Here is a 21317-nt window from a genome sequence, read left to right as displayed (position 1 = left end):
GTTACAGACAGGCCCGGGGCCGGATAAGTTCAATGCTTGCGCGCGCGGCGGCCCACATTACTGGCGCACCACCGCGGTTTCGATCTTGTTCTCGCCCAGGCGGCCGCGTGCCCGGTTCATGTCGTCCAGGCGGGCAAACGGGCCCACCCTGACCCGATTGATGGGCTTGCCGTTCACTTCGGCCTTTTGCACCGCCACCGGCAGACCCAGCAGGATGATGCGGGCCTTGAGGGATTCCGCGTCGTTCTCGCCCCGGAAGGCGCCAGCCTGCAGGTAATACGTGCCGTTGGCCGCGGACGCGGTGGCGGCCGGCTTGGGAGCCGGCGCGGGCGCGGCGGCGGGGGCGGCCTTGGAGATAGGCGTGGGCGCCTGGCTGGGGGTGGCGGACGGCGCGGCCGAAGCCACGGCGGGCGCCTTGGACGTAGGCAGGGTGGCAATCAGCGCGCCCAGGTCGTCCAGCTTGGCGGGGGTATCGTCGCCCTTGGAGGCGGCGGGTCCGGTGGCCTGGCCGGTACCGGCCCCGGGCAGCGGCGCGGGCGCCGTGGCGGTCGGGCCGGTGGACGGGGTGCCGGCGCCGCCGTCGCGGCCGTACAGGCCGGCGTTGGGGTCTGGCGCCTGGCGCGGGTCCGGCAGCTTGCCGTTGTCGCCCTGGCGGCTGGCCCGGTCGACGAAGGGCACTGGCGCCTTGGTGACGTAGAAGGCGACGACGGCGGCCACGATCAGGCCGATGAGCAAGCCGGCCAGCGCGCCGTACAGGGTGCTGCCGCTTTCGCCGGAGGAACGGCGGGTGGTTTTGCGCTTGGTTGCCATGAACCGATGTTACATCCGCTCGGGCGCCGATACGCCCATCAGCTCCAGCCCGTTGGCCAGCACCTGGCGCGTGGTCGAGGCCAGGCGCAGGCGGGCCAGCTTCAGGGCCGTGTCGTCGACCAGCACGCGCTCGGCGTTGTACCAGGCGTGGAAATCCGAGGCGCAGTCGCGCAGCCAGAAGGCGATATGGTGCGGCGACAGTTCCTGCGCCGCCAGCGCCACCACGTTGGGGAATTCGGCCAGGCGCTGCATCAGCGCGAATTCGGTCGGGGCGGTCAGCAGCGCCGCGTCGGCCTGGGCCACGTCGGCGGCCGGCATGGCGGCGTTGTTGATGACCGAGCAGATGCGGGCGTGCGCGTACTGGATGTAATAGACCGGGTTCTCGTCGCTCTTGGACAGCGCCAGGTCCACGTCGAACACGAATTCCGTGTCGGCGCGGCGCTGGATCAGGAAGTAGCGCACCGCGTCGCGGCCCACCCAGTCGATCAGGTCGCGCATGGTCACGTAGCTGCCGGCGCGCTTGGAGATCTTGACCTCTTCGCCGCCGCGCATGACCTTGACCATCTTGTGCAGCACGTAGGCCGGGTATTCCTTGGGAATGCCCTCTTCCAGCGCCTGCAGGCCGGCGCGCACGCGCGCCACGGTGCCGTGGTGGTCGCTGCCCTGGATGTTCACGGCGCGATGGAAGCCCCGCTCCCATTTGGCCTTGTGGTAGGCCACGTCCGGCACGAAGTAGGTGTAGCCGCCTTCGCTTTTCCGCATGACGCGGTCTTTGTCGTCGCCCGTGCCCAGTTCGGTGGTGCGCAGCCACAGCGCGCCGCCTTCCTCGTAGGTGTGGCCGCCGGCGATCAGCGCCTTGACGGTCGCTTCGACCCGGCCGGAGGTGTAGAGCGAGCTTTCCAGGTAGTAGTTGTCGAACGCCAGGCCGAAGGCCTGCAGGTCCAGGTCCTGTTCGCGGCGCAGGTAGGCCACGGCGAAGACGCGGATGTCGTCCAGGTTGTCGACGTTGCCCGTGGCGGTGACGTCCACGCCATCGGAGTGAACGGTCGCGCCGGCCTGGAAGTCGCGCGCGATGTCGGCGATGTAGTCGCCCTTGTAGCCGTCGGCGGGCCACTCGGGGGAATCGGTCGTCAGGCCGCGGGCGCGCGCCTGCACGCTGATGGCCAGGTTCTGGATCTGGTTGCCGGCGTCGTTGTAATAGAACTCGCGGGTGACGTCCCAGCCGATGGCGTCGTACAGGCGGCAGATGGCATCGCCCAGCGCGGCCTGGCGGGCATGGCCCACGTGCAGCGGGCCGGTGGGGTTGGCCGACACGAATTCGACCAGGATCTTCTCGCCGTTGCGCGGCGCACGGCCGAAGGCGGCGCCTTGCTCGGCCACGGCGGCGATGACGGCCTGGCGCGCGGCGGCGGTGATGCGCAGGTTGATGAAGCCGGGGCCGGCGATTTCAGCGGACTCGATCAGGCTGGCGGCGCCGGGCTGGGCCATCAGGGCGTCGACGATGGCCTGGGCCAGTTCGCGCGGGTTGCGGCGGGCCGGCTTGGCCAGCTGCATGGCCACGTTGGTGGCGACGTCGCCGTGGGCGGCGACCTTGGGGCGCTCCAGCAGCACATTTGCCACGGCGTCGGGCAGGCTTTGCGCGACGGCGGCCTGGATCAGGGAGATAAGCTGTTTTTGTTGCTCGAGGAGCATGGGCGTCTGGAGAAGTTCTGAGTTAGTGACGGACGCGCCCGCACAGGCCGGGCCTGTCGGGCGGAGCGGACAGGGGCGGCGTAGCCGGGCGGACCGCGCGCGCCGGCTTCATGGCCGCGTCAGGTCCCGCTGTCACGGGAATCTCCTGAATCATAGCTTGATTTGGCCATGGAACCGGCCTGCGCCCTGGGCGGGAACGCCGCAAGGAAGGGTCCGGGGGGACACATGGCGCCGGTCGTCGGACCTGCTTCCCCAGGCCAGTTGGCAGTCCCCTGGTGTTGCGGTAGTGTATGTAAGTAATCAATGTGGGAGACTGGAATATGCTGATCACCTTTCATTCCAAGGTCGTGGCCGAGGTTCTGATGCTGACCGACCATGCCGGCGCGCTGCTGCTGGCGGCGGGCAAGTCCTTCAAGGACAAGATCCCGGAGCGCGGCGTTTTCACCGTCGAGCAGCTGGGGCCGGCCATCAGCGGCATCGAACGCGCGATCGAGGAATACCAGAGCGCCCATGACGGCTCCGAGGAAGAGGACGAGGACAAGGCCCCGGCCTCGCCCATGGCCCGCATGGTGGGCCTGAAGGAGCGCGCCTTTCCCCTGCTCGACATGATGCGCCAGTCCTTGGCGGCAAACGCCGAAGTCACCTGGGAGGTGTCGCGCGGCTGGTAAGCCGGCGAGCCCAATGTCGCCGGGCGGACAATCTGCCCGGCGTTTTTTGCCTACCCTACTCGCCTGACGCCACCCCAAGGAACCCTGACATGCGCAGCGACATCACCATCGTTTTCGATTCCCGCCGTTCGCTTGACCTCTCGGCCAGCGTCGAGCCCTCGCCGCAGCGCCAGAGCGATGCGCGCGACTGGTTCGACAGCGCCTGGGAAACGCTGGGCTGCGAACCGCTGCGTCCCAGCGGCAAGGTCCTGCTGCTGGACAAGGTGCTGGGCGTGGCCGATGCGCTGGGCTACGACACCCTGTCCTCCGACGAAAAAGAGGCGCGCGAGTTCGCGGAGCACCTGGCGCTGGCGCTGGAGCGTCCGCGCATCACCGTGGACTTGCCGGGGCTGACGGTAGGTTACTGAGCGATCCGGCCTCATCCCCAAGAAAAAACTGCCCCATAGGGGCAGTTTTCATTTGGGCCGGTCCCGCAGGCGGGTCTAGCGGATGCCAGCCCGCATGAACGATTGCACGAATTGTCGCTGGAACAGCAGGAAGGCGATCAGGAGCGGCGCCGCCGACATCAGCGTGGCGGCCGTGATGACCGACCAGTCGATGCCCTGGTCGGTTGACGAGAACACCTGCAGGCCCACCGTCAGCGGCCGGGATTCGACCGAGTTGGTGATGATCAGCGGCCACAGGAAGTTGTTCCAGTGGTGGCTGACCGATACCAGCCCGTAGGCCACGTAGATCGGCTTGGCCAGCGGCACATATACCTTCCATAGCACCTGAAGCGCGTTGGCGCCTTCCATGCGCGCGGCTTCTTCCAGTTCCCGCGGCACCGTCTTGAAGGTCTGGCGCAAGAGGAAGATGCCGAATGCGGATGCAAAGTAAGGCAGGCCGATGGCGAACACCGTGTCGCGGATGCCCAGCTGGCTCATGGAGCGGTAGTTCTCCACCAGCAGCACGTCCGGCATGATCATCAGCTGCAGCAGCACCAGCATGAAGACGAAATCGCGGCCGCGGAACTCGAAGCGCGCGAAGGCGTAGCCGGCCAGGGTCGACAGCACCAGTTGCGCCGCCAGCACCATGGTGACCAGCAGGAAGGTGTTGAGGAAATAACGCGGGAACGGCGCCGCGTGCCAGGCGCGCACGAAGTTGTCCAGCGTCAGCGGCGCGAACAGGTCGAAGCGGGTCGCGTAGGCGGGCGGGTGGAACGCCGCCCACATGGCATAGGCCAGGGGCAGGATCCACAGCAGGCCGAGCGCCCAGGCGCCCAAGGTATCGAGCTTGTCTTTCATTGATAGTGCGTCCTGCGGTCCAGCCAGCGGAACTTGACCAGCGCGGTCAGCGCCAGCACCACCAGCAACACGACGGTCAGCGTGGCGGCGTAAGCCGTGTCCCAGAAACTGAAACCCACCTGGTAGATGTAGTACAGCAACAGCGTGCTGGCGTTATCCGGCCCGCCGCGCGTCATGACCACTACGTGGTCCACCAGCCGGAACGCGTTGATCAGGGCATTGATCAGCACGAAGAGCGTGGTGGGCATGAGCAGCGGCCACAGGATGCGGCGGAAGTACTGCCAGCGCGATGCGCCTTCCAGCATCGCGGCCTCGCGCAGCGACGGCGATACCGTCTGCAGGGCGGCCAGGTAAAAGATCATGAAGAAGCCGGCTTCCTTCCAGACCGTCACCAGCATCAGCGCGGGCAGCGCGGTCTCGCGGTTGCCCAGCCAGTTGGGGCCCGTAGCGCCGAACAGCTGCATCACCTGGGCGATCAGGCCGTACTGCGGCGTGTAGAAGAACAGCCAGATGTTGGCCACCGCCACCATGGGCAGCACCGTCGGCGTGAAGTAGGCCATGCGCAGGAAGCCGCGCCCGCTCAGGTTGCGGTTGACCCACAGCGCCATGACCAGCGCGATGCCGATGGACGTGGGAATGGTCCCCAGCGCAAACCACAGGTTGTTCCACAGCGACTGCCAGAACACCGGGTCGTCGCGCATGACGGCGTAGTTGTCCAGCCCCACGAAGCGCGCGGGGCGCGCGCCCTTGGGGGTGGAGAAAAAGCTGTGCCATAGCGTCGCCACCGCCGGGTAGTGCGTGAAGGCGGCGAGCAGCACGAGGGCTGGCAGCAACAGCAGCCAGCCGTACAGCGCGTTTAAAGAGCGGCTCATCGTGCTTGTCGGCTTACTTGTAGGGACGCAGTATGCGGTCGGCCTCGCGTTGCGCGTCGGTCAGGGCCTGCTGCGGCGTCTTGGAGCCCGTCAGGGCGGCTTGCAGGGCGTCGTTCAGGGTCTTGGTGACACGCTGGTTCTCATGCGTGGAGAACTCGGCCACGCTGACTTCCAGCTGGTCGCGCGCGACCGCAGCGGCCGGCACTTCCTGCGCGTACTTCTTCATCTTTTCGGTCTGCCAGGCGGCCGGGGTCACGGCCACGTAGCCCGTGGCGATGCTCCAGTCGGCGGCGCGCTCGGGCGTGGTGACCCATTGCGCGAACTTCAGCGCGGCCTGCTGCTGCGCCGGCGTGCCGCTCTTGAAGATGTAGAAGTTGCCGCCGCCGGTCGGGCTGCCGCCGCGCTTTTGCTGCGGCATCATGGCCACGCCGAACGGGAAGTCGGCGTTCTTGCGGATGTTGGTCAGGTTGCCCGTCGTGGTCCAGACCATGGCGGCCTTCTTTTCCAGGAAGTCCTTGGGCGTGGTGCCCCAGTCGATGGTGCCGGTCGGCATGATCTTGTGCTTGGCCGACAGGTCGTGCCAGAACTGCGCGGCTTCCACCACCGCAGGCTTGTCCAGATAGACCTCGTTGCCGGCCTCGTTCATCAGGATCGCGCCATTGGGCGTGGTCAGCGCCTGGAACAGCCAGTAGGCGAACGCGCCGCCCGAGGGGATCTCGATGCCCCACTGCGTGGTGTTGCCGGAGGCGTCCTGCTTGGTCAGCTTCTTGCCGTACTCGACCAGTTCGGCCCAGGTCGCCGGCGCGCGCTCGGGATCCAGCCCCGCGGCCTTGAACAGGTCCTTGTTGTAGTACATGACGATGGTCGAACGCTGGAACGGCACGCCCCAGGTATGGCCGCCGGTGCGGCTGTTCTGCATGAAGGCGTCATAGAAGCCGCCCAGCCACTTCTTGTCGGCGTCGCTCTTGGCCAGGCTGTCGATCGGCACAATGGCGTCTTCGTCGATCAGCGTGAACATGTCGGTGGACAACAACACCGCCAGCTGCGGCGGGGTGCCGCCCTTGAGCGCGGTCAGCGCCTTGGCGATGGAGTCCTGGTAGGAGCCCGCGTAGATCGGCTTGATCTTGATGTCGGGATTTTCCTTCTGGAAATCCGCCACCATGTCGTCGACGATCTTGGTGATGGGGCCGCCGACCGCGACGGGGTAATAGAACTCCACCTCGACGGGCTTGTTCTGCGCTTGCGCAGGCAGCGACAGGCAGGCGGCGGCCAGGCTGGCGGCCAGGGTTTTCAGTACGATGCGACGCATGTTGTTTTCCTTTCCTGTGTACGGGCCCTAGCGGCCAGCGGAGTTGATGACCGCCGAATCGGCGGCAAAGAAGTGCTGCTGGCCGTCCTCCCAGGACAGGCCCAGTGTTTCGCCTGCGCCAGCGCGCAGATGGCCGCCCACGCGCACGGCCACGCCGCTGGTGTCGCCCACGCGGCAGACCACGATGGAATCCGCGCCGAAGTACTCCACGCTTTCCACGGTGGCGGGAACGCCGTCGGCGTCGATGCGGATGTGTTCGGGACGCACGCCCAGCTTCACGGCGCCCGCGGGGGCGCCGGCGATGGCGCGGCTCTGCGTGCCGGCGATGACGGTGGCGCCCTGCGCGGAGGTCAGGCCGATCAGGTTCATGGGCGGCGTGCCGATGAAGCGCGCCGCGAATTCGGTGGCGGGACGCGCGTACAGGCCGTCGGGCGTGTCGTGCTGTTCAATCTTGCCGCCGCGCAGCAGCACCACCTGGTCGGCCATGCTCATGGCCTCGGTCTGGTCGTGCGTCACGTAAACCATGGTGATGCCCAGGTCCTGCTGCAAGGCGCGGATCTCGCGGCGCATTTCATGGCGCAGCTGCGCGTCCAGGTTGGACAGCGGTTCGTCCATCAGGCACACCGGCGCTTCGGAAATCACGGCGCGGCCCAGCGCCACGCGCTGTTGCTGGCCGCCCGACAATTGCGAGGGCTTGCGGTCCAGCAGATGGTTCAGGCCCAGCAGGCCCGCCACGCGTTGCAGGCGGCGATCATAGTCGCGCGCGGGCTCCTTGCGCACCTTGAGGCCGAACAGGATGTTCTCGCGCACGGACAGGTGCGGAAACAGGGCATACGACTGGAACACCATCGAGATGCGGCGCTTGGCGGGCGGCAGCTGGGTGACGTCGCGGTCGCCGATGTGGATGGTGCCGGAGGTGGGCGTGTCCAGCCCGGCAATCATGCGCAGCGTGGTGGACTTGCCGCAGCCGGACGGCCCCAGCAGGACCGTAAAGCTGCCGGCGGGAACCGTGAAGCTCACGCCATGGATGGCGGCAGCGTTGCCGTACTGTTTGGTGAGGTTATCCAGGACGATGGATGACATGCTGTCTCGAAGATCTAATAGTTAGATCCGCATTGTTGCCTGTTATGAAAACCTTTTCATTGTGCAGCGCAAACATGACGGATGTATGGCAGGACAAACTTTCGTAGTCTAGCGTCGGCCTCAGCCGAAGGGGTATGGGCCGGGGTATTCCCCAATGACTGCGTGATGCGTGACCAGGTTCTTCCCTTGCCACCAGTGCAGCTGGTAGCCCGGCGGTTCCATGATGTATTGCAGCGTTGGCCGCGGCCCCAGCTCCATTGCGAGCTGGTGCGCGGTGCCCGGACAGGTGGACGCGATGGTGCCGCCGAAACGCTGGAAGATCGTGCGGTGCAGGTGGCCGCAAAGCACGCGCTCCACATTGGGAAAGCGCGCCACGATGCGTTCGAGCTCGGGGGCGCCAGCCAGCAGGCCGATGGCGTCCATGTGCTCGATACCCGTCAGGAAAGGCGGATGGTGCATCAGGACCAGCGTGGGCCGCTCGGGCTGTTCGGCCAGGCGCGTGGCCAGCCAGTCCAGGCGGTCCTGGCAGAGTTCGCCATGGCTCTTCATGGGTACCACCGTGTCCAGCGCCAGCATGCGCAGCGGATAGGTCTCGATGGCGTACTGGATGAAGGGGCTCTCGCCTTGCAGATAGGCGTGGTCCGGGAAGGCCGCGCGTAGCTGGGCGCGGTCGTCGTGGTTGCCGGGCAGCAGGAAGTACGGAATTTCCAACGCCTGCAGGTGTTCGCGCAGCACTTGATATTCGTGCGGGCGGCCCAGGTCGGTCAGGTCGCCCGTGATCAGCACGCAATCGGGGCGCGGGGTCAGGGCATTGAGCGCGCGCACCGCGGGCGCCAGGAACGCCGCCGGATCGATGATGCCGTAGGCCTTGTCGCCCGGAGTGCGCATGTGCAGGTCGGTGATTTGTGCGATGAGCATGACGCGTATGCAGAAGAATGGTTGTTGTAGAGAGAGGCCTCAGCGGCGCACCGGCGCGGCGGTGCCGCCGACGACGATGCAATGCGGCAGGCGGTCCGAATGCGGCGCTTGACCCTGGATCTGCGCCAGCAGGTTCGAGCAGGCCGTTTCGCCGATGCCGTCGCTGGGCTGGGCCACGGTGGTCAGGGGCGGCGTCAGCAAGGCGCCAAAGCGCATGCCGTCGAAGCCGCATACCGAGATGTCGGCGGGCACCGACAGGCCCAGGCCCACCAGGTCCGCGATCACGGCGGTGGCCAGCAGATCGTTGGAACAGAACAAGGCGGTGGGTGCCTGCTTGCCGCGCAGCGCCGCTTTCAGGGCGTCGAGGTCGCTGCCCGTGTGCGAGCTCATGGAGATGTGCTGGATGGCGTCCAGGCCCAGGCGTTTGGCGCAGGCGCGCGCGCCCGTCAGCCGGCGGCGGGCGCGGTCCGATGCGGTCAAGGGGCCCGTGACCAACGCAATGCGCCGATGGCCCAGCGCGGCCAGATGCGCCACCATGTCGCTGGCGGCGGCGCGATTGTCGACCGATGCGAAGGGATGGGCGCCAGATTCGTTGTAGACGAGCACGTAAGGAATGCCGGCATGGTCCAGGTCGTCCAGCGTGGCGCTCTTGGCGGCGTCGGCGACCGTCAGGATGAGGCCGTCGACCTGATGGTCCATCAGGCCCTGGACCGCGGCGGATTCCACCGCGGGATCGTAGCCGGTGGCGGTCAGCATGACGCTGTAGCCCGATTCCCGCGCGCGCCGCTCCGCGCCTTCGAAGCATTCGGCGAAGACTGGGTTGGACAGCGTGGGCAGTATCAGGCCGATGGTGCGCGTGCTGCCGGAACGCAGGCTGCGGCCCACGCGGTTAGGCCGGAAGCCGGCCCGCTTGGCGACGTTGCGGATATGCGCGAGCGTGTCCGGATGCACGATCTCGGGCTGGTTGAACGCGCGCGAAACCGTCGCCGGGGACACCCCGGCCTTGCGGGCCACTTCAATGATGGAAAAGCGGGGCGACGAGCGCGAGGCCATGGCGGGATTGCTGCCGGGATTCGTGAAAACGATTTCATCTTACTCGACAAATATGACCTTTGTGTTGCACGGGTTTGCGCTATGCTGATGCCGACGCAACAACACAAAGCCAAGGCGCGGCGCGCAATTTCCAGGGAAAAATCAGACTTTCTTGGGTATTTCCTAATTGACGCAAGGCGCACAATGGTTGGGATTGGTCCACTTGAACGTCGCGGCAGAAAACCGCGCGGCATGGCGGATCCTCGGTCAAGGGGACCGGGTGCGTAGTTGAGCCGCCGCGCGTAGCGCGGCGCCGGTAAAGAGGAAAGGACCATGTCTACTGCCTTGAACAGACTTGGCGCGCTGGAAGCCGCGCGCAAGCTGCAACGGCGCGAATTGACCGCAGAGCAATTGGTGCGCGCCTGCTTCGCGCGCATTGAACAACGCGAAAGCACCATCCATGCCTGGACCGCGTTGCAAAAGCAGGCTGCGCTGGAGCGTGCGCAGGAGCTGGACCGCGGCGCGCTGCGCGGCGTGCTGCACGGCCTGCCCATGGGCGTGAAGGACCTGTTCGACACGGTCGACCTGCCCACGCGCTACGGCTCGCCCATCTACGAACGCCACCTTCCGGGCCTGGACGCGGCCTCGGTGGCGCTGTGCCGGGGCGCGGGCGCGATCGTCGTCGGCAAGACCGTGACGACGGAATTCGCCACTTATCTGGCAGGCCCCACGCGCAATCCTCGCAACGAAGCCTACTCGCCGGGCGGCTCGTCCAGCGGCTCGGCTGCGGCGGTGGCCGACGACATGGTGCCCTTCGCCTTGGGCACGCAGACCGCGGCTTCCATCATCCGCCCCGCTTCCTATTGCGGCATCGTGGGCTTCAAACCCACCTTTGGCAGCATTTCCCGCGCGGGCGTCAAAAGCCTGGCGGAGTCCCTGGACACCATCGGCGGTTTCGCGCGCTCGGTGCCGGACGTGGCGCTGTTTGCTTCCGTGCTGATGCGCGATCCGCGCATGCTCGATCTGGCCTATGACGGCAAGCCGCGTATCGGCATGTACCGCAGCCTGCAATGGCGGCATGCGCTGCCCGAAACCAAAGAAGCCTACGCGCAGGCCGCGGCCATTCTGTCGCGCGCAGGCGCCGTGGTCGAAGAATTGCCGCTGCCGCCAGAGCATTGCGTGCTGGTGCAGCTGCATTCGGACATCATGGCGTTTGAAGCTTCGCAGGCGTTGGCCTACGAGCGCCTGGAGCATGCGGCGCAGCTCAGCCCCAAGATCCAGGCCATCCTGGAAGCGGGCTCGCGCATTACCGCTGAAGAACATCAGAAGAACCTGATGCGCGTCGCCGAGTCGCGCGCGCGCGTGGACACGTGGTTCGACAAATACGATGTGCTGCTCGCGCCCAGCGCCAGCGGCGAGGCGCCGTTCGCGGACCTGGGGACGGGGGATCCGCAGTTCTCGCGCGCGTGGACGGTATTCGGCCATCCTACCCTCAGCCTGCCCTTCGCTACCGGCCCGCAGGGCTTGCCCGTGGGGCTGCAGCTGGTCGGTGCGCGCTATAGCGACCATCGCACGCTGGCGATGGCGCAGTGGGTTCATCAGCGGCTGTTGGCCGCCACTGCGCCGGATATCGGCGCGGCCGACATCTGGCCGCGCGGATAAGCGCGGCGCGCGCGCAAAGAAAAAGCCAGCCCGATAAGGCTGGCTTTTTTTACGCCGGATTGCGGATCACGCGGTTTCGGCGGTTTCTTGCTCGGTTGCGGTCACGGCGCCGGCATTGATGTGGCGGTTGACGGCGCTCAGCACGGCCTGGAACGAAGCCGTCACGATGTCGCGGTCGATACCCACGCCGAAGCCCGTGCTGGATTCGCCGACGCGCAGTTCGACATACGAAGCGGCGCGCGTGTCGGTGCCGGTGCCGATGGCGTGCTCGTGGTAGTCCATGATGCGAACGGGCACGTCCAGCGCGGCCACGAAGGCCGAGATGGCGCCGTCGCCCTTGCCCGTCACGATGCGGCGTTCGCCGTTGTATTCCAATTCGGCTTCGATGCTGAAATGCTGGCCTTCGCCGGCCGATGGATTGCCGTCGATGCGGTGGCGCACCAGCTTCCACGGCGACTTCTGCTCGAGGTACTCGCGGTTGAAGATCGTGTGCACATCGTCGGCCGTGACTTCGCGGCCGGTCTCGTCGGTGACGCGCTGGATGGCGCGGCTGAATTCGATCTGCAGGCGGCGCGGCAACACCAGGCCGTGTTCCTGTTCGAGCAGGTAGGACACGCCGCCCTTGCCCGATTGGCTGTTCACGCGGATGACGGCGTCGTAGCTGCGGCCGAGGTCGGCCGGGTCGATCGGCAAGTAAGGCACTTCCCAGACGGCGTCGGCCTGCTGCTGGGCAAAGCCCTTCTTGATGGCGTCCTGGTGCGAGCCGGAGAACGCGGTGAAGACCAGGTCGCCCGCGTACGGGTGGCGCGGGTGGACCGGCAACTGGTTGCAGTACTCGGCGCAGCGGCGCACTTCGTCGATGTCCGAGAAGTCCAGGCCCGGATGCACGCCCTGCGTGTAGAGGTTCAATGCGAGCGTGACGAGGTCGACGTTGCCGGTGCGCTCGCCGCTGCCGAAGAGGCAGCCTTCGATGCGGTCGGCGCCGGCCATCACGGCGAATTCGGCGGCGGCCACGGCGGTGCCGCGGTCATTGTGCGGGTGCACGCTGAGCACGATGCTGTCGCGGCGCGCCAGGTTCTTGTGCATCCATTCGATCTGGTCGGCGTACAGATTGGGGCTGGTGGCCTCGATGGTGGCGGGCAGGTTCAGCACCATCTTGCACTCGGGCGTGGGCTGCCATACGTCGGCCACGGCGTTGGAGACTTCCAATGCGAACTCGGGTTCGGTCGTGCTGAAGACTTCGGGCGAGTACTGGTAACGCCATTGCGTTTCCGGGTGCTGCGCCATGTACTGCTTCACCAGGCGCGTGCCGGTGGTGGCGATGTTCTTGATCTCGTCCTTGCTCATGTTGAACACGACCTTGCGGAACGCCGGGGCGCAGGCGTTGTACAGGTGGACGATGGCTTGCTTGGCGCCAGCAGCGGATTCCACCGTGCGGCTGATCAGGTCTTCGCGCGACTGGGTCAGCACGATGATGGTGACGTCGTCGGGAATGCGCTTCTCGTCGATGAGCTTGCGCACGAAATCGAAGTCGGTCTGCGAAGCGGACGGGAAGCCTACTTCGATTTCCTTGAAGCCGATCTTCACCAGCTGTTCGAAGAAGCGGAGCTTGCGCTCGACGCTCATCGGCTCGATCAGGGCCTGGTTGCCGTCACGCAGGTCGGTGCTCATCCAGATCGGCGCCTTGGTGATGCGGCGGCTGGGCCAGGTGCGTTCGGAAAAGTCGCGGGTAAAGGGCGCGAAGGGGACGTATTTGGTGGCGGGGTTGGCAAGCATCATTACTACACCTCGATCGGTTTCTTTTGAATCCCGGGAATGCTTCCCTAGGCGGCTACGCGACCGGATTGCGGTCTTGTGCCAGGAGTTGCCGTGATTGACCGGCAGGATTCAGAGATAAAAGGGGGAAATCGCGTGTGGCAAACGTGGTTGCCGAGCTACCACGGGGACACTAGGCCCGGCAACCGATCGGTAGGTATAGCGATAGCGCGTAGGAGGAGAAACGAGCGCGCAGGCCGGCAACCGGAGCGTCGTAGCGTCCGGTGGCAATCGCGAAGGGGGTGCGGTTAGCGGCCATAAGTTGCTAGTCGAACATATTTTCGCCAGAAGTGCAACTGAATACTCTTTTGTGATGGGGTGGAGTACGGGCGCGTGACAGCGTATTTTGCTGAAGAATATTCAGCCAAACGGGTTGGATGGGGCTGAGGGGCGCGCTATGTGGCTGGCCAAGCGTACGGCCGAAACAAAAACAGGCCGCCTGTCGGCGGCCTGCTATGGCATTGGAGGGAAGGAAGGACGGGCTTAGCGGGCCGGGCCGATGCGCGGCTCCACGTAGCGTTCGCTGCGCGCTTCGCGGCGGACTTCGTCGCGCGGATCGCGAGGCTGGCGGTCGGATGACTCCAGGATGCGGGCCTGTTCCGCGACCATGGCGATCTTGCCGGCGCGATTGTGGCGAATTTCAGACAGGGAGCGGCGCAGATCGCCCACCGTGAAGGGCTCCTGGCGATCGCCCCAGGTCCAGCGCAGCACGCCCAGGGTCTCGTCGGACAGGTTGGGCGCCAGGTCGGCCAGCACGCTGGTTTCGACCGGCGTGGCGCTGCCGGAAGCCAGGCTGGCGGACAGCCAGGCGCGCATGGTGAAGAACACGATCAGGGTCCAGATGCCGGCCACCACCCACCAGATGTAGGGGTTGACCTTCTGCACCATGTCCATGGTCGGCTGCCCCAGGGAGTGCAGGAACTCGTAGTTCACGGTGCGGCCGAAATTCAGTATCCAGTTGGCGGCCAGATACCAGATGACCACAGCGACGGCGATGACGATCGCACGCAGTATGAGTCGGGGAAGCGCCAGTTTGAGCAGGGTCTGGCCTATGAGGCGGCAGTCCTGGCGGACGCTTGCGGGCGAAGTCAGATTCATCATGCAAAATATTGTACCTATGACCCGTCCAATTTTAGAACTGCGACCAGGTCAGCATTTGACGCTGACGCCACAACTACAGCAATCGATCCGATTGTTGCAGCTGTCCACGCTCGACCTCGAAGCCGAGATTTCGCAGGTGCTGGCGGAGAACCCGCTGCTGGAGCGGCAGGACGAAGCGCCGTCGGCCGAGGCGCCGGCCGAGTCCGACCGCGAATCCTCGGTGCAGGATGACGAGCCCGCCGCCGAACGCGAGACGCCGGTGGACGAAATGCCGGGCTCGGGCGGGGTCTACCCCGACGAAGATTCCAGCCGCCCCGAGGCCGCCCGGCCGGATACGCTGCGCGAACATCTGCTGGGCCAGCTGATGCTGACGCGCGCCGCGCCGCGCGACGCTGCGCTGGCCGGCCTCCTGATCGATGAGCTGGACGAAAACGGCTACCTGGGATCGCCGCTGGAGGAAATCCTGGACTGGTTGCCACCCGAACTGGAACCGGACATCGACGAGCTGAAGGCGGCCCTGTCGCTGTTGCAGTCGTTCGATCCGCCCGGCATAGGCGCGCGCGACATGGCGGAATGCCTGTTGTTGCAGCTACGCAACCCGGATCTGGATCGGCTGCCCGAAGCGGCGGACGCCGCGGTCCTGGCTTGTGCCCGCCAGATCTGCGCGCAGCACCTCGCGCTGCTGGCGACGGGCAATGCCGCGCGCCTGTGCGCGGCCGTGGGCTGCGATGAGGCCACGTTCCGCTCGGCCCATGCCCTCATCCTGCGCCTGGAGCCCCGCCCCGGGCGTGCCTGGACCGTGCCCGCGGCCGACTACGCGGTGCCGGACGTCATCGTGCGCAAGACGCGCGGCGGCTGGCAGGTCACCCTCAACAGCGCCGCCGTGCCCAAGCTGCAGATCAACGGGCTGTACGCCCAGATGCTGGGCAACCAGAAGGAATCCGCGCATGCGGGGCTGCAATCGCAGCTGCAGCAGGCCCGTTGGATGATCCGCAACGTGGAGCAGCGCTTCGACACCATCCTGCGCGTGGCCCAAGCCATCGTGCAGCACCAGACGGCCTTCTTCAGCCAGGGGCCGGCCGCCATGCGGCCTCTCATCCTGAAGGACATCGCCGGTGAGCTCGGTTTGCACGAATCCACCATTTCACGGGCCACAACACAAAAGTACATGCTCACTCCGTTTGGCACGCTGGAGCTCAAGCGCTTCTTTGGTACGGGGGTTTCGACGGATGGCGGGGATGCCACCTCGGCCACGGCGGTGCAGACCTTCATCCGCCAGATGGTGGCCGAAGAGAACCGGGCCAAGCCTTTGTCCGACAGCCAGATCATGCAAAAGCTGGCTGATCAGGGGATAGTCATCGCCCGAAGGACGGTGGCAAAGTACCGGGAAGCGCTGCGGATCGCCCCGGCGGCGTTGCGCAAGGCGCAGGCGGCAGCCCGCTGAGCGAGTTCTTGAAATGAGGGACGGGGTTGGGAAAATTCGTCCCTAATTTCAAAGACTTGCGTGACACTTTGGTTGCAAATTTATTTGCACGCGGGGCTTGTCAGTAGCAGAATAATTTTCGATAATTATTCTCATGTACATTTGCGTATGTAATGCCATCACCGAACGCCAAGTCCGCGCCAGCGTGGACGCGGGCGCGACGACGCTTTCCGACCTGCAATTCGAGCTGGGCGTGGCTACGTGCTGCGGCTGCTGCGCGGCTACCGCCACCGAATACCTGCCAGGCGGCCGCTGCTCCAGCGTGTGCGACGTGCGTTCCATTGCCGTTCCGGTCAATCCTCCGGCCGCCTTGGTTGAGTCGGGCGCGCCTGCTGCCAACAGCAGCTTCCCGATTCCCCTGGTCGCGATCGCCTGAGGATAGTCGTTTCTTTCCGGCTCGCTGCCGTCACGCAGCGGGCCGTGTCGCTTCTTTCTCGCAGAATTCCCGGATAGCCATTGCCAGCTGACGCGCAGGCTCGCGCACCGTGTCGGCCAGGCATAGCGCCAGTTCGGTCGAGGGCACCGCAGGCAGGCCCGCATCGATGATCCGATGGTCCGGCAAGAGGCAGCGCCGCTCCAGCAGCGCCACCCCCAACCCCCCAGTCAATGCCGCTTGCAAGCCCATCAGGTTCGGGCTTTCGTAGGCGATGCGCCAGTGCCGGCCCGCAGCTTCCAGGGCATGGATGGCGCGGTTGCGGTAGATGCAGCCCTGCGGAAACGCGACCAGCGGTACCGGCTCGGTTGCCGGGACGTCCAGCCCCGGGGCGCCGATCCAATGCAATTGTTCGGGCCAGGCGGCCAACGCGGCGCCCGCGCCGGGCTCGCGCTTGAGCAGCGCCACGTCCAGGTCGCCGCGTTCCAGTGCGCGGGTGAGCGCCGAGGTCAGGTCGCAGCGGACCGATAGCCGCACGCCCGGACGGGACCGCGCAAATTCCGATACCAGGATGGTCAGCGTGTCGGCCGCGAAGTCGTCCGGGATACCCAGCCGGATCACGTCCACGCGCTTGCGTCCGCTGACGGCTTCCCGGACCTCCGTGGACAGGGCCAGCATCCGCCGCGCGTAACCCAGAAGCCGTTCGCCGTCCTCGGTCAGCGAGACCTGGCGGCCTTCGCGCACGAACAGTGCGCATTCCAAGGATTCCTCCAGCTTGCGGATCTGCTGGCTGACGGTGGATTGGCTGCGGTGCACGCGTTCGCCCGCCGCCGTGAAGCCGCCGGCATCCACGACGGACACGAAACTGTGCAAAAGATCGAGGTCTGGCATCGGCCGCTCCATGCATTCATTTTTTAAATACTTTCGATCCGAATAAAGAGTTTGTCAATGGATGGGCGGCCGCGCAGAATTCGTCCATCCGCCGCCACCGCGGCTCAGCGCCACCCCCCGGACTCATCATGAAGGCCACCTCGACCCTTTCTGCCGCCGCCCTTCCCGCTCAAGCCTCGCCGGGCATCAGTTGGGCGCCCATCGCAGCGTTTTGCTTTCTGTGGAGCTCGGCGTTCGCCGCGGCCAAGATCGCCGTGCGGGACTGTCCGCCGCTGACCTTGCTGACCATCCGCTTCCTGATCGCGGGAGCGTTGATGCTGGGCCTGGCGGCAGCGAGCGGCCGTTGGAAGATGCCGGGCGCGCGTGACCTGGCTGCGCTGATCCTGTTGGGGGCGCTGAACAACGCGCTGTACCTGGGCCTGAGCTGGTCGGGCATGACGACGGTGTCGTCGGCGTTCACTGCGGTGCTGATCAGCACCAACCCGCTGCTTATCGGCGTGCTGGCCGGTCCGGTGCTGGGCGAGCGGCTGGGTTGGCGCAAGCTGCTGGGCCTGTGCCTGGGATTGGCGGGCGTGGCCTTGGTGCTGCGTTCGCGCTTGTCGGGCATGCAGGAGGACCTGCATGGCACGCTGCTGGTCACGGGCGGCCTGGTGGCGTTGGTGGCGGGTACGCTGCTCTACAAGCGTTTGAAGCCATCCTCGGGCCTGTGGACGTCCACGGGCATACAGTCCCTGGCCGGCGCCGCAGCCTTGCTGCCCTTCGCGTTGATGCACGAGAACATCGGCGACGCGCGCATGACCGCCAGCCTGTTCTGGAGCATGGCCTACATGATCGTCGCGGTGTCGATGGGCGGCTACTACCTGTGGTTCATGATCCTGGGCCGCGCCAGCGCCACGGCGGCGAGCGCGCTGCATTTCCTGATGCCGCCGCTGGGCCTGCTGTTCGGGTGGCTGGTGCTGGGTGAGCACGTGTCGTGGCTGGATTTGATGGGCATCGTTCCGATCGCGTTGGGCATCTGGTTGGCGACGCGGCGCGCCGAGTAACGCGCCGCCGCAGCCGGGGTTGCCGATCCGCAACGAAACGCCGCCGGCCGCAAGCTGGCGCGTTTCGTGCAGGCAGATGGCATATCGGCGCATGCGGTTGCGCCGATCGGACGAAGGATTCCGCCGCATCGCGCAGCGTCAGGCCGCGCAGGCATTGATGCGCGTATGCAAGGCATCAGGCACGCATACTCATTCTCATTAGCTTGTCGCTTTCTTGTAGCGGTCCTAAAGCGGTTTACCAAATACAGCGCAAGGCTAGGCGCGGCCCCGCGCCAGATGGTAGTCTGCCGGGGTTGCGTACGCGCGGCATCGTGCGCTCCTTTGTCGCGATGCATCTGCGTCGCGCCTGACTGCAAGGAGTCCATCATGAAAGGCGACAAAACCGTCATCCAGTTCCTGAACAAGCAACTGACCAACGAACTGACGGCCATCAACCAGTATTTCCTGCATGCCCGCATGCTGAACCATTGGGGCTTCGACAAGCTGGGCAAGCACGAGTACGAAGAGTCCATCGGCGAAATGAAGCATGCGGATCGCTTGATCGCGCGCATCTTCATGCTGGACGGCCTGCCCAACCTGCAGGACCTGCACAAGCTGCTGATCGGCGAGGACGTGCCGGAATTGTTGGCCTGTGACCTGAAGCTGGAGCAAGGCGCGCAGGCGACCGTGAAGGAAGCGATCGCGCATTGCGAATCGGTCCGCGACTATGTCTCGCGCGATCTGTTCCAGGACATCCTGGACGACACCGAAGAGCACATCGACTATCTGGAAACGCAGATCGACCTGATCGACAAGGTCGGCATCCAGAACTATCTGCAAAGCCAGATGTCCGTGCCGGAGTAATGTTCCGGTCATAAAAATGGAGCCCCGTGGGGCTCCATTTTTTTTGTCGGTGCCACGCGGCGCATGCCGCGCGCCGATACGTCAATTCGGGCGAGCCGGGCACTCGGCCATGGTGCCCCAGGCGCGGTTGGGCCCGCAGTACTTGTTGCGCGCGGCCCAGGAGCACGAAGGGCGCTCGAAGAAGCCTTGCGTGGCGCAATGCGCGAGTTCGCGCTTGAGCGCGTCCTGCCAGCCCAGGGCGCCGGGCGCCTGAGCGGTGTTCGGGGGCGGCGGGGGCGCCTGGACCATTTGCGGCGTGCCGTAGCCGCCGGCCTGGACCTGACCGCCATTGATGGCGGTGGACGTGCCGGGAGCCTGCAGATCCAGTGTGCTGACGTCAGACGCGCCCGAGGGCAGCGGCACTTGCGAAGCCGCCGCGATTTCGCGGGCCTGATCCGGACTGATGCGTTCGCGCGAGATCTTCACCGCGGGATCGCTGACGCTGTCGAACAGGGAAACGGTGTTGACCTGCCACTCGCGGTCGGACGGCTTGTCGGGCACGCCCAAGGTGCCGTCGATGCGCGGCTGCGGAGGCTGGGCCACGTAAGGACGGCCGTTGGCATCCAGCACGGGCTGCTGGGATGCCGCGGCATCCTGGCCAGGAGCGGGCGCGGCCACCGGCGCATGCGCCACCAGCCAATCACCCAGTTGAATACCGCCCCAGGCCGACGCGCCAAGCGCGATCAGGAGCGTTGCGAATAAGAAACGCCAAGACATTGCTACCCTCATCTGCCGTGCGGGACCCCAACGGGTCTACGCTTTGTCTCCGAAAACCTTGCCGCCGTGCTCCCGCATGGCATGGAATTTCACATCGGGATACAGTTCCTCGGCCACGCGCAACTGCGCGGGAGAACCGATCAAAAACGCCGCCGCATCCACAACATCATAGGCGATATGGGCGGCATTGGCATCCATGAACTTGCGCAGCGCCTTGGGGTTTTCAGACGTAATCCAACGTGCCATTGTGTAGCGGGAAGGCAGCATCCGCGCGTCCACGCCGTACTCGGTCTTCAGGCGGTGCGCGACCACTTCGAACTGCAGTTGTCCGACTGCGCCCAGCAGCAGCGAGCCGCCGGCGGCCTCGGGACGGAACACCTGGATGGCCCCTTCCTCGCCCAATTGGGTGAGGCCGGTACGCAACTGTTTGGTGCGCAGCGGGTCCTTCACTTCCACGGCCTGGAACAGCTCGGGGGCGAAGAACGGCAGACCGGTGAACTGCAGCGTCTCGCCTTCGGTCAGCACGTCGCCCAGTTGCAGCACGCCGTGGTTGGGAATGCCGATCACGTCGCCGGCATAGGCCTCGTCCAGCAGCTCACGCCGCTGCGACAGGAAGGACACCACGTTGTTGGGGCGCATTTCCTTGTTGGTGCGCGCGACCTTCAGGCGCATGCCGCGCTCGAAGCGGCCGGAGCTCACGCGCACGAACGCGACGCGGTCGCGGTGGGCGGGATCCATGTTGGCCTGCACCTTGAACACCACGCCGGTGAACTTGGGTTCCACGGGCTGCACCAGGCGCTGCATGGACTCGCGCGGGCCCGGGGGCGGTGCCTGTTCGACCAGCGCGTCCAGCACTTCCTGCACGCCGAAGTTGTTGATGGCGGAGCCGAAGAACACGGGCGTCTGCTTGCCGGCCAGGAACTGCTCGCGGTCGAAGGCGGGCGCGGCTTCGTTGATGAGTTCGATCTCGCCGCTGGCCTGCTCGAACGCCGAGCCGAAGCGCCGGGCGATTTCGGGATTGCTCAGGCCTTCGATGAAGTCGTCCTTGTCCGAGCGGCGCTCCTGGCCAGGACGGAACACGCGCATGCGGTCCTGGCGGATGTCGAACACGCCGCCGAAAGCCTTGCCCATGCCGACCGGCCAGGAGAACGGCACCGCGTCCATGCCCAGGTGGCCTTCGATCTCGGACAGCAGTTCCAAAGGTTCGCGCACTTCGCGGTCCATCTTGTTGATGAACGTGATGATGGGCGTGTTGCGCGCGCGGCAGACCTGCAAGAGGCGGATGGTTTGCGGTTCCACGCCGTTGGCGGCGTCGATCACCATGAGCGCGGCGTCCACCGCCGTCAGCACCCGGTACGTGTCTTCGGAGAAGTCCGCGTGGCCCGGGGTGTCGAGCAGGTTGATGACGCAATCGCGGTATTCCATCTGCATCACCGAGGACGCCACGGAAATGCCGCGCTGCTTTTCGATTTCCATCCAGTCGGACGAGGCATGGCGCGAAGCCTTGCGCGCCTTGACGCTGCCGGCGATCTGGATCGCGCCTGCGAACAGCAACAGCTTTTCGGTCAGTGTCGTCTTGCCCGCGTCGGGGTGGGAAATGATGGCGAACGTACGGCGCCGCGCTACTTCGTGAGGGATATTCATGATCGGAAGGATTTTACTTGGCGCCGCTTTTGGGCCCGG

20 protein-coding genes are annotated in these 21317 nt (G+C 65.8%); 7 read left to right on the top strand and 13 right to left on the bottom strand.

Annotation, left to right across the window (positions count from 1 at the left end):
- Nucleotides 1-57: 57 nt before the first annotated feature.
- Both ACM1PE_RS28395 and argS read right to left on the bottom strand, forming a co-directional pair.
- Nucleotides 58-810 carry an SPOR domain-containing protein gene (locus ACM1PE_RS28395; RefSeq protein WP_059376663.1) on the bottom strand — a complete coding sequence of 251 codons (753 nt, stop codon included), beginning with the start codon at nucleotides 808-810 and terminating at the stop codon, nucleotides 58-60.
- A 9-nt stretch (nucleotides 811-819) separates the two neighbouring features.
- Nucleotides 820-2502, bottom strand: a complete 1683-nt coding sequence (gene argS / locus ACM1PE_RS28390) for an arginine--tRNA ligase (protein ID WP_175181657.1) — start codon at nucleotides 2500-2502, stop codon at nucleotides 820-822.
- A gap of 320 nt (nucleotides 2503-2822) precedes the next feature.
- Between argS and ACM1PE_RS28385 the strand changes: the two genes are divergently transcribed.
- Together ACM1PE_RS28385 and ACM1PE_RS28380 are read left to right on the top strand one after the other, a co-directional pair.
- The gene (locus ACM1PE_RS28385) at nucleotides 2823-3170 is read left to right on the top strand and encodes a DUF1840 domain-containing protein (RefSeq protein ID WP_059376669.1); all 348 of its coding nucleotides are present in this window, start codon (nucleotides 2823-2825) and stop codon (nucleotides 3168-3170) included.
- Between the two features lie 89 nt (nucleotides 3171-3259).
- Nucleotides 3260-3577: a hypothetical protein gene (locus tag ACM1PE_RS28380; protein WP_059376671.1), complete on the top strand. Its 318-nt coding sequence runs from the start codon at nucleotides 3260-3262 to the stop codon at nucleotides 3575-3577.
- 75 nt (nucleotides 3578-3652) lie between these two features.
- On the opposite strand, the gene ACM1PE_RS28375 is transcribed toward ACM1PE_RS28380, so the two are convergent.
- The 6 genes from ACM1PE_RS28375 to ACM1PE_RS28350 form a co-directional block, all read right to left on the bottom strand.
- On the bottom strand, nucleotides 3653-4453 hold the full coding sequence (locus ACM1PE_RS28375) for a carbohydrate ABC transporter permease (RefSeq protein ID WP_042795754.1): 801 nt from the start codon (nucleotides 4451-4453) through the stop codon (nucleotides 3653-3655).
- Nucleotides 4450-5325, bottom strand: a complete 876-nt coding sequence (locus ACM1PE_RS28370) for a carbohydrate ABC transporter permease (protein WP_059376674.1) — start codon at nucleotides 5323-5325, stop codon at nucleotides 4450-4452. Before ACM1PE_RS28370 ends, ACM1PE_RS28375 begins: the two co-directional genes overlap by 4 nt.
- Nucleotides 5326-5338: 13 nt before the next feature.
- A complete protein-coding gene (locus ACM1PE_RS28365; protein ID WP_059376680.1) occupies nucleotides 5339-6634 on the bottom strand; it encodes an ABC transporter substrate-binding protein in 1296 nt (431 codons plus the stop codon).
- Nucleotides 6635-6661: 27 nt separating this feature from the next.
- Nucleotides 6662-7717 carry an ABC transporter ATP-binding protein gene (locus tag ACM1PE_RS28360; RefSeq protein WP_059376689.1) on the bottom strand — a complete coding sequence of 352 codons (1056 nt, stop codon included), beginning with the start codon at nucleotides 7715-7717 and terminating at the stop codon, nucleotides 6662-6664.
- 120 nt (nucleotides 7718-7837) lie between these two features.
- On the bottom strand, nucleotides 7838-8635 hold the full coding sequence (locus ACM1PE_RS28355; protein WP_118934769.1) for a phosphodiesterase: 798 nt from the start codon (nucleotides 8633-8635) through the stop codon (nucleotides 7838-7840).
- Nucleotides 8636-8674: 39 nt separating this feature from the next.
- On the bottom strand, nucleotides 8675-9688 hold the full coding sequence (locus tag ACM1PE_RS28350) for a LacI family DNA-binding transcriptional regulator (RefSeq protein ID WP_059376693.1): 1014 nt from the start codon (nucleotides 9686-9688) through the stop codon (nucleotides 8675-8677).
- Nucleotides 9689-10000: 312 nt separating this feature from the next.
- On the opposite strand from ACM1PE_RS28350, the gene ACM1PE_RS28345 reads away from it, so the two are divergent.
- Complete coding sequence (locus ACM1PE_RS28345; RefSeq protein ID WP_118934766.1) at nucleotides 10001-11329, top strand: amidase; 1329 nt, start codon at nucleotides 10001-10003, stop codon at nucleotides 11327-11329.
- Nucleotides 11330-11395: 66 nt separating this feature from the next.
- Here the strand turns inward: ACM1PE_RS28345 and leuA are convergent, their stop codons facing one another.
- Nucleotides 11396-13108, bottom strand: coding sequence for a 2-isopropylmalate synthase (gene leuA / locus ACM1PE_RS28340; protein WP_054455581.1), 1713 nt, complete (start codon nucleotides 13106-13108; stop codon nucleotides 11396-11398).
- Between the two features lie 519 nt (nucleotides 13109-13627).
- Nucleotides 13628-14245 carry a hypothetical protein gene (locus ACM1PE_RS28335; protein ID WP_118934763.1) on the bottom strand — a complete coding sequence of 206 codons (618 nt, stop codon included), beginning with the start codon at nucleotides 14243-14245 and terminating at the stop codon, nucleotides 13628-13630.
- On the opposite strand from ACM1PE_RS28335, the gene rpoN reads away from it, so the two are divergent.
- Together rpoN and ACM1PE_RS28325 are read left to right on the top strand one after the other, a co-directional pair.
- A complete protein-coding gene (gene rpoN / locus ACM1PE_RS28330; protein WP_118934761.1) occupies nucleotides 14244-15689 on the top strand; it encodes an RNA polymerase factor sigma-54 in 1446 nt (481 codons plus the stop codon). The genes ACM1PE_RS28335 and rpoN overlap by 2 nt on opposite strands.
- A 133-nt stretch (nucleotides 15690-15822) precedes the next feature.
- Entirely contained in the window at nucleotides 15823-16104 is a 282-nt protein-coding gene (locus ACM1PE_RS28325) for a (2Fe-2S)-binding protein (protein WP_054455575.1), read from the top strand.
- 30 nt (nucleotides 16105-16134) lie between these two features.
- On the opposite strand, the gene ACM1PE_RS28320 is transcribed toward ACM1PE_RS28325, so the two are convergent.
- Nucleotides 16135-16992, bottom strand: coding sequence for a LysR substrate-binding domain-containing protein (locus ACM1PE_RS28320; RefSeq protein WP_059376701.1), 858 nt, complete (start codon nucleotides 16990-16992; stop codon nucleotides 16135-16137).
- Between the two features lie 128 nt (nucleotides 16993-17120).
- Between ACM1PE_RS28320 and ACM1PE_RS28315 the strand changes: the two genes are divergently transcribed.
- Complete coding sequence (locus ACM1PE_RS28315; RefSeq protein ID WP_059376710.1) at nucleotides 17121-18035, top strand: DMT family transporter; 915 nt, start codon at nucleotides 17121-17123, stop codon at nucleotides 18033-18035.
- 366 nt (nucleotides 18036-18401) lie between these two features.
- A complete protein-coding gene (bfr, locus tag ACM1PE_RS28310; protein ID WP_013390908.1) occupies nucleotides 18402-18878 on the top strand; it encodes a bacterioferritin in 477 nt (158 codons plus the stop codon).
- Nucleotides 18879-18959: 81 nt separating this feature from the next.
- On the opposite strand, the gene ACM1PE_RS28305 is transcribed toward bfr, so the two are convergent.
- Together ACM1PE_RS28305 and ACM1PE_RS28300 are read right to left on the bottom strand one after the other, a co-directional pair.
- The gene (locus tag ACM1PE_RS28305) at nucleotides 18960-19646 is read right to left on the bottom strand and encodes a hypothetical protein (protein ID WP_187524009.1); all 687 of its coding nucleotides are present in this window, start codon (nucleotides 19644-19646) and stop codon (nucleotides 18960-18962) included.
- 24 nt (nucleotides 19647-19670) lie between these two features.
- Nucleotides 19671-21278 (bottom strand): peptide chain release factor 3, encoded by a 1608-nt coding sequence (locus tag ACM1PE_RS28300; protein ID WP_054455568.1) that lies wholly within the window; start codon nucleotides 21276-21278, stop codon nucleotides 19671-19673.
- Nucleotides 21279-21317: the final 39 nt, after the last annotated feature.

Origin of the sequence: Achromobacter sp. PD1, assembly GCF_048541815.1 — a bacterium.
GTDB lineage: Bacteria > Pseudomonadota > Gammaproteobacteria > Burkholderiales > Burkholderiaceae_B > Achromobacter > Achromobacter bronchisepticus_A.
The sequence above is the reverse complement of the archived record's forward strand: the minus strand, read 5'-3'. Positions and strand labels throughout refer to the sequence as shown.

Coding starts and splice junctions, on each gene's coding strand:
- ACM1PE_RS28370 (WP_059376674.1), bottom strand. CDS start 5,325: ATGAGCCGCTCTTTAAACGCGCTGTACGGCTGGCTGCTGTTGCTGCCA.
- ACM1PE_RS28385 (WP_059376669.1), top strand. CDS start 2,823: ATGCTGATCACCTTTCATTCCAAGGTCGTGGCCGAGGTTCTGATGCTG.
- ACM1PE_RS28375 (WP_042795754.1), bottom strand. CDS start 4,453: ATGAAAGACAAGCTCGATACCTTGGGCGCCTGGGCGCTCGGCCTGCTG.
- rpoN (WP_118934761.1), top strand. CDS start 14,244: ATGCAAAATATTGTACCTATGACCCGTCCAATTTTAGAACTGCGACCA.
- ACM1PE_RS28315 (WP_059376710.1), top strand. CDS start 17,121: ATGAAGGCCACCTCGACCCTTTCTGCCGCCGCCCTTCCCGCTCAAGCC.
- leuA (WP_054455581.1), bottom strand. CDS start 13,108: ATGATGCTTGCCAACCCCGCCACCAAATACGTCCCCTTCGCGCCCTTT.
- ACM1PE_RS28365 (WP_059376680.1), bottom strand. CDS start 6,634: ATGCGTCGCATCGTACTGAAAACCCTGGCCGCCAGCCTGGCCGCCGCC.
- bfr (WP_013390908.1), top strand. CDS start 18,402: ATGAAAGGCGACAAAACCGTCATCCAGTTCCTGAACAAGCAACTGACC.
- ACM1PE_RS28345 (WP_118934766.1), top strand. CDS start 10,001: ATGTCTACTGCCTTGAACAGACTTGGCGCGCTGGAAGCCGCGCGCAAG.
- ACM1PE_RS28335 (WP_118934763.1), bottom strand. CDS start 14,245: ATGATGAATCTGACTTCGCCCGCAAGCGTCCGCCAGGACTGCCGCCTC.
- ACM1PE_RS28395 (WP_059376663.1), bottom strand. CDS start 810: ATGGCAACCAAGCGCAAAACCACCCGCCGTTCCTCCGGCGAAAGCGGC.
- ACM1PE_RS28380 (WP_059376671.1), top strand. CDS start 3,260: ATGCGCAGCGACATCACCATCGTTTTCGATTCCCGCCGTTCGCTTGAC.
- ACM1PE_RS28325 (WP_054455575.1), top strand. CDS start 15,823: ATGTACATTTGCGTATGTAATGCCATCACCGAACGCCAAGTCCGCGCC.
- argS (WP_175181657.1), bottom strand. CDS start 2,502: ATGCTCCTCGAGCAACAAAAACAGCTTATCTCCCTGATCCAGGCCGCC.
- ACM1PE_RS28305 (WP_187524009.1), bottom strand. CDS start 19,646: ATGAGGGTAGCAATGTCTTGGCGTTTCTTATTCGCAACGCTCCTGATC.
- ACM1PE_RS28350 (WP_059376693.1), bottom strand. CDS start 9,688: ATGGCCTCGCGCTCGTCGCCCCGCTTTTCCATCATTGAAGTGGCCCGC.
- ACM1PE_RS28300 (WP_054455568.1), bottom strand. CDS start 21,278: ATGAATATCCCTCACGAAGTAGCGCGGCGCCGTACGTTCGCCATCATT.
- ACM1PE_RS28360 (WP_059376689.1), bottom strand. CDS start 7,717: ATGTCATCCATCGTCCTGGATAACCTCACCAAACAGTACGGCAACGCT.
- ACM1PE_RS28355 (WP_118934769.1), bottom strand. CDS start 8,635: ATGCTCATCGCACAAATCACCGACCTGCACATGCGCACTCCGGGCGAC.
- ACM1PE_RS28320 (WP_059376701.1), bottom strand. CDS start 16,992: ATGCCAGACCTCGATCTTTTGCACAGTTTCGTGTCCGTCGTGGATGCC.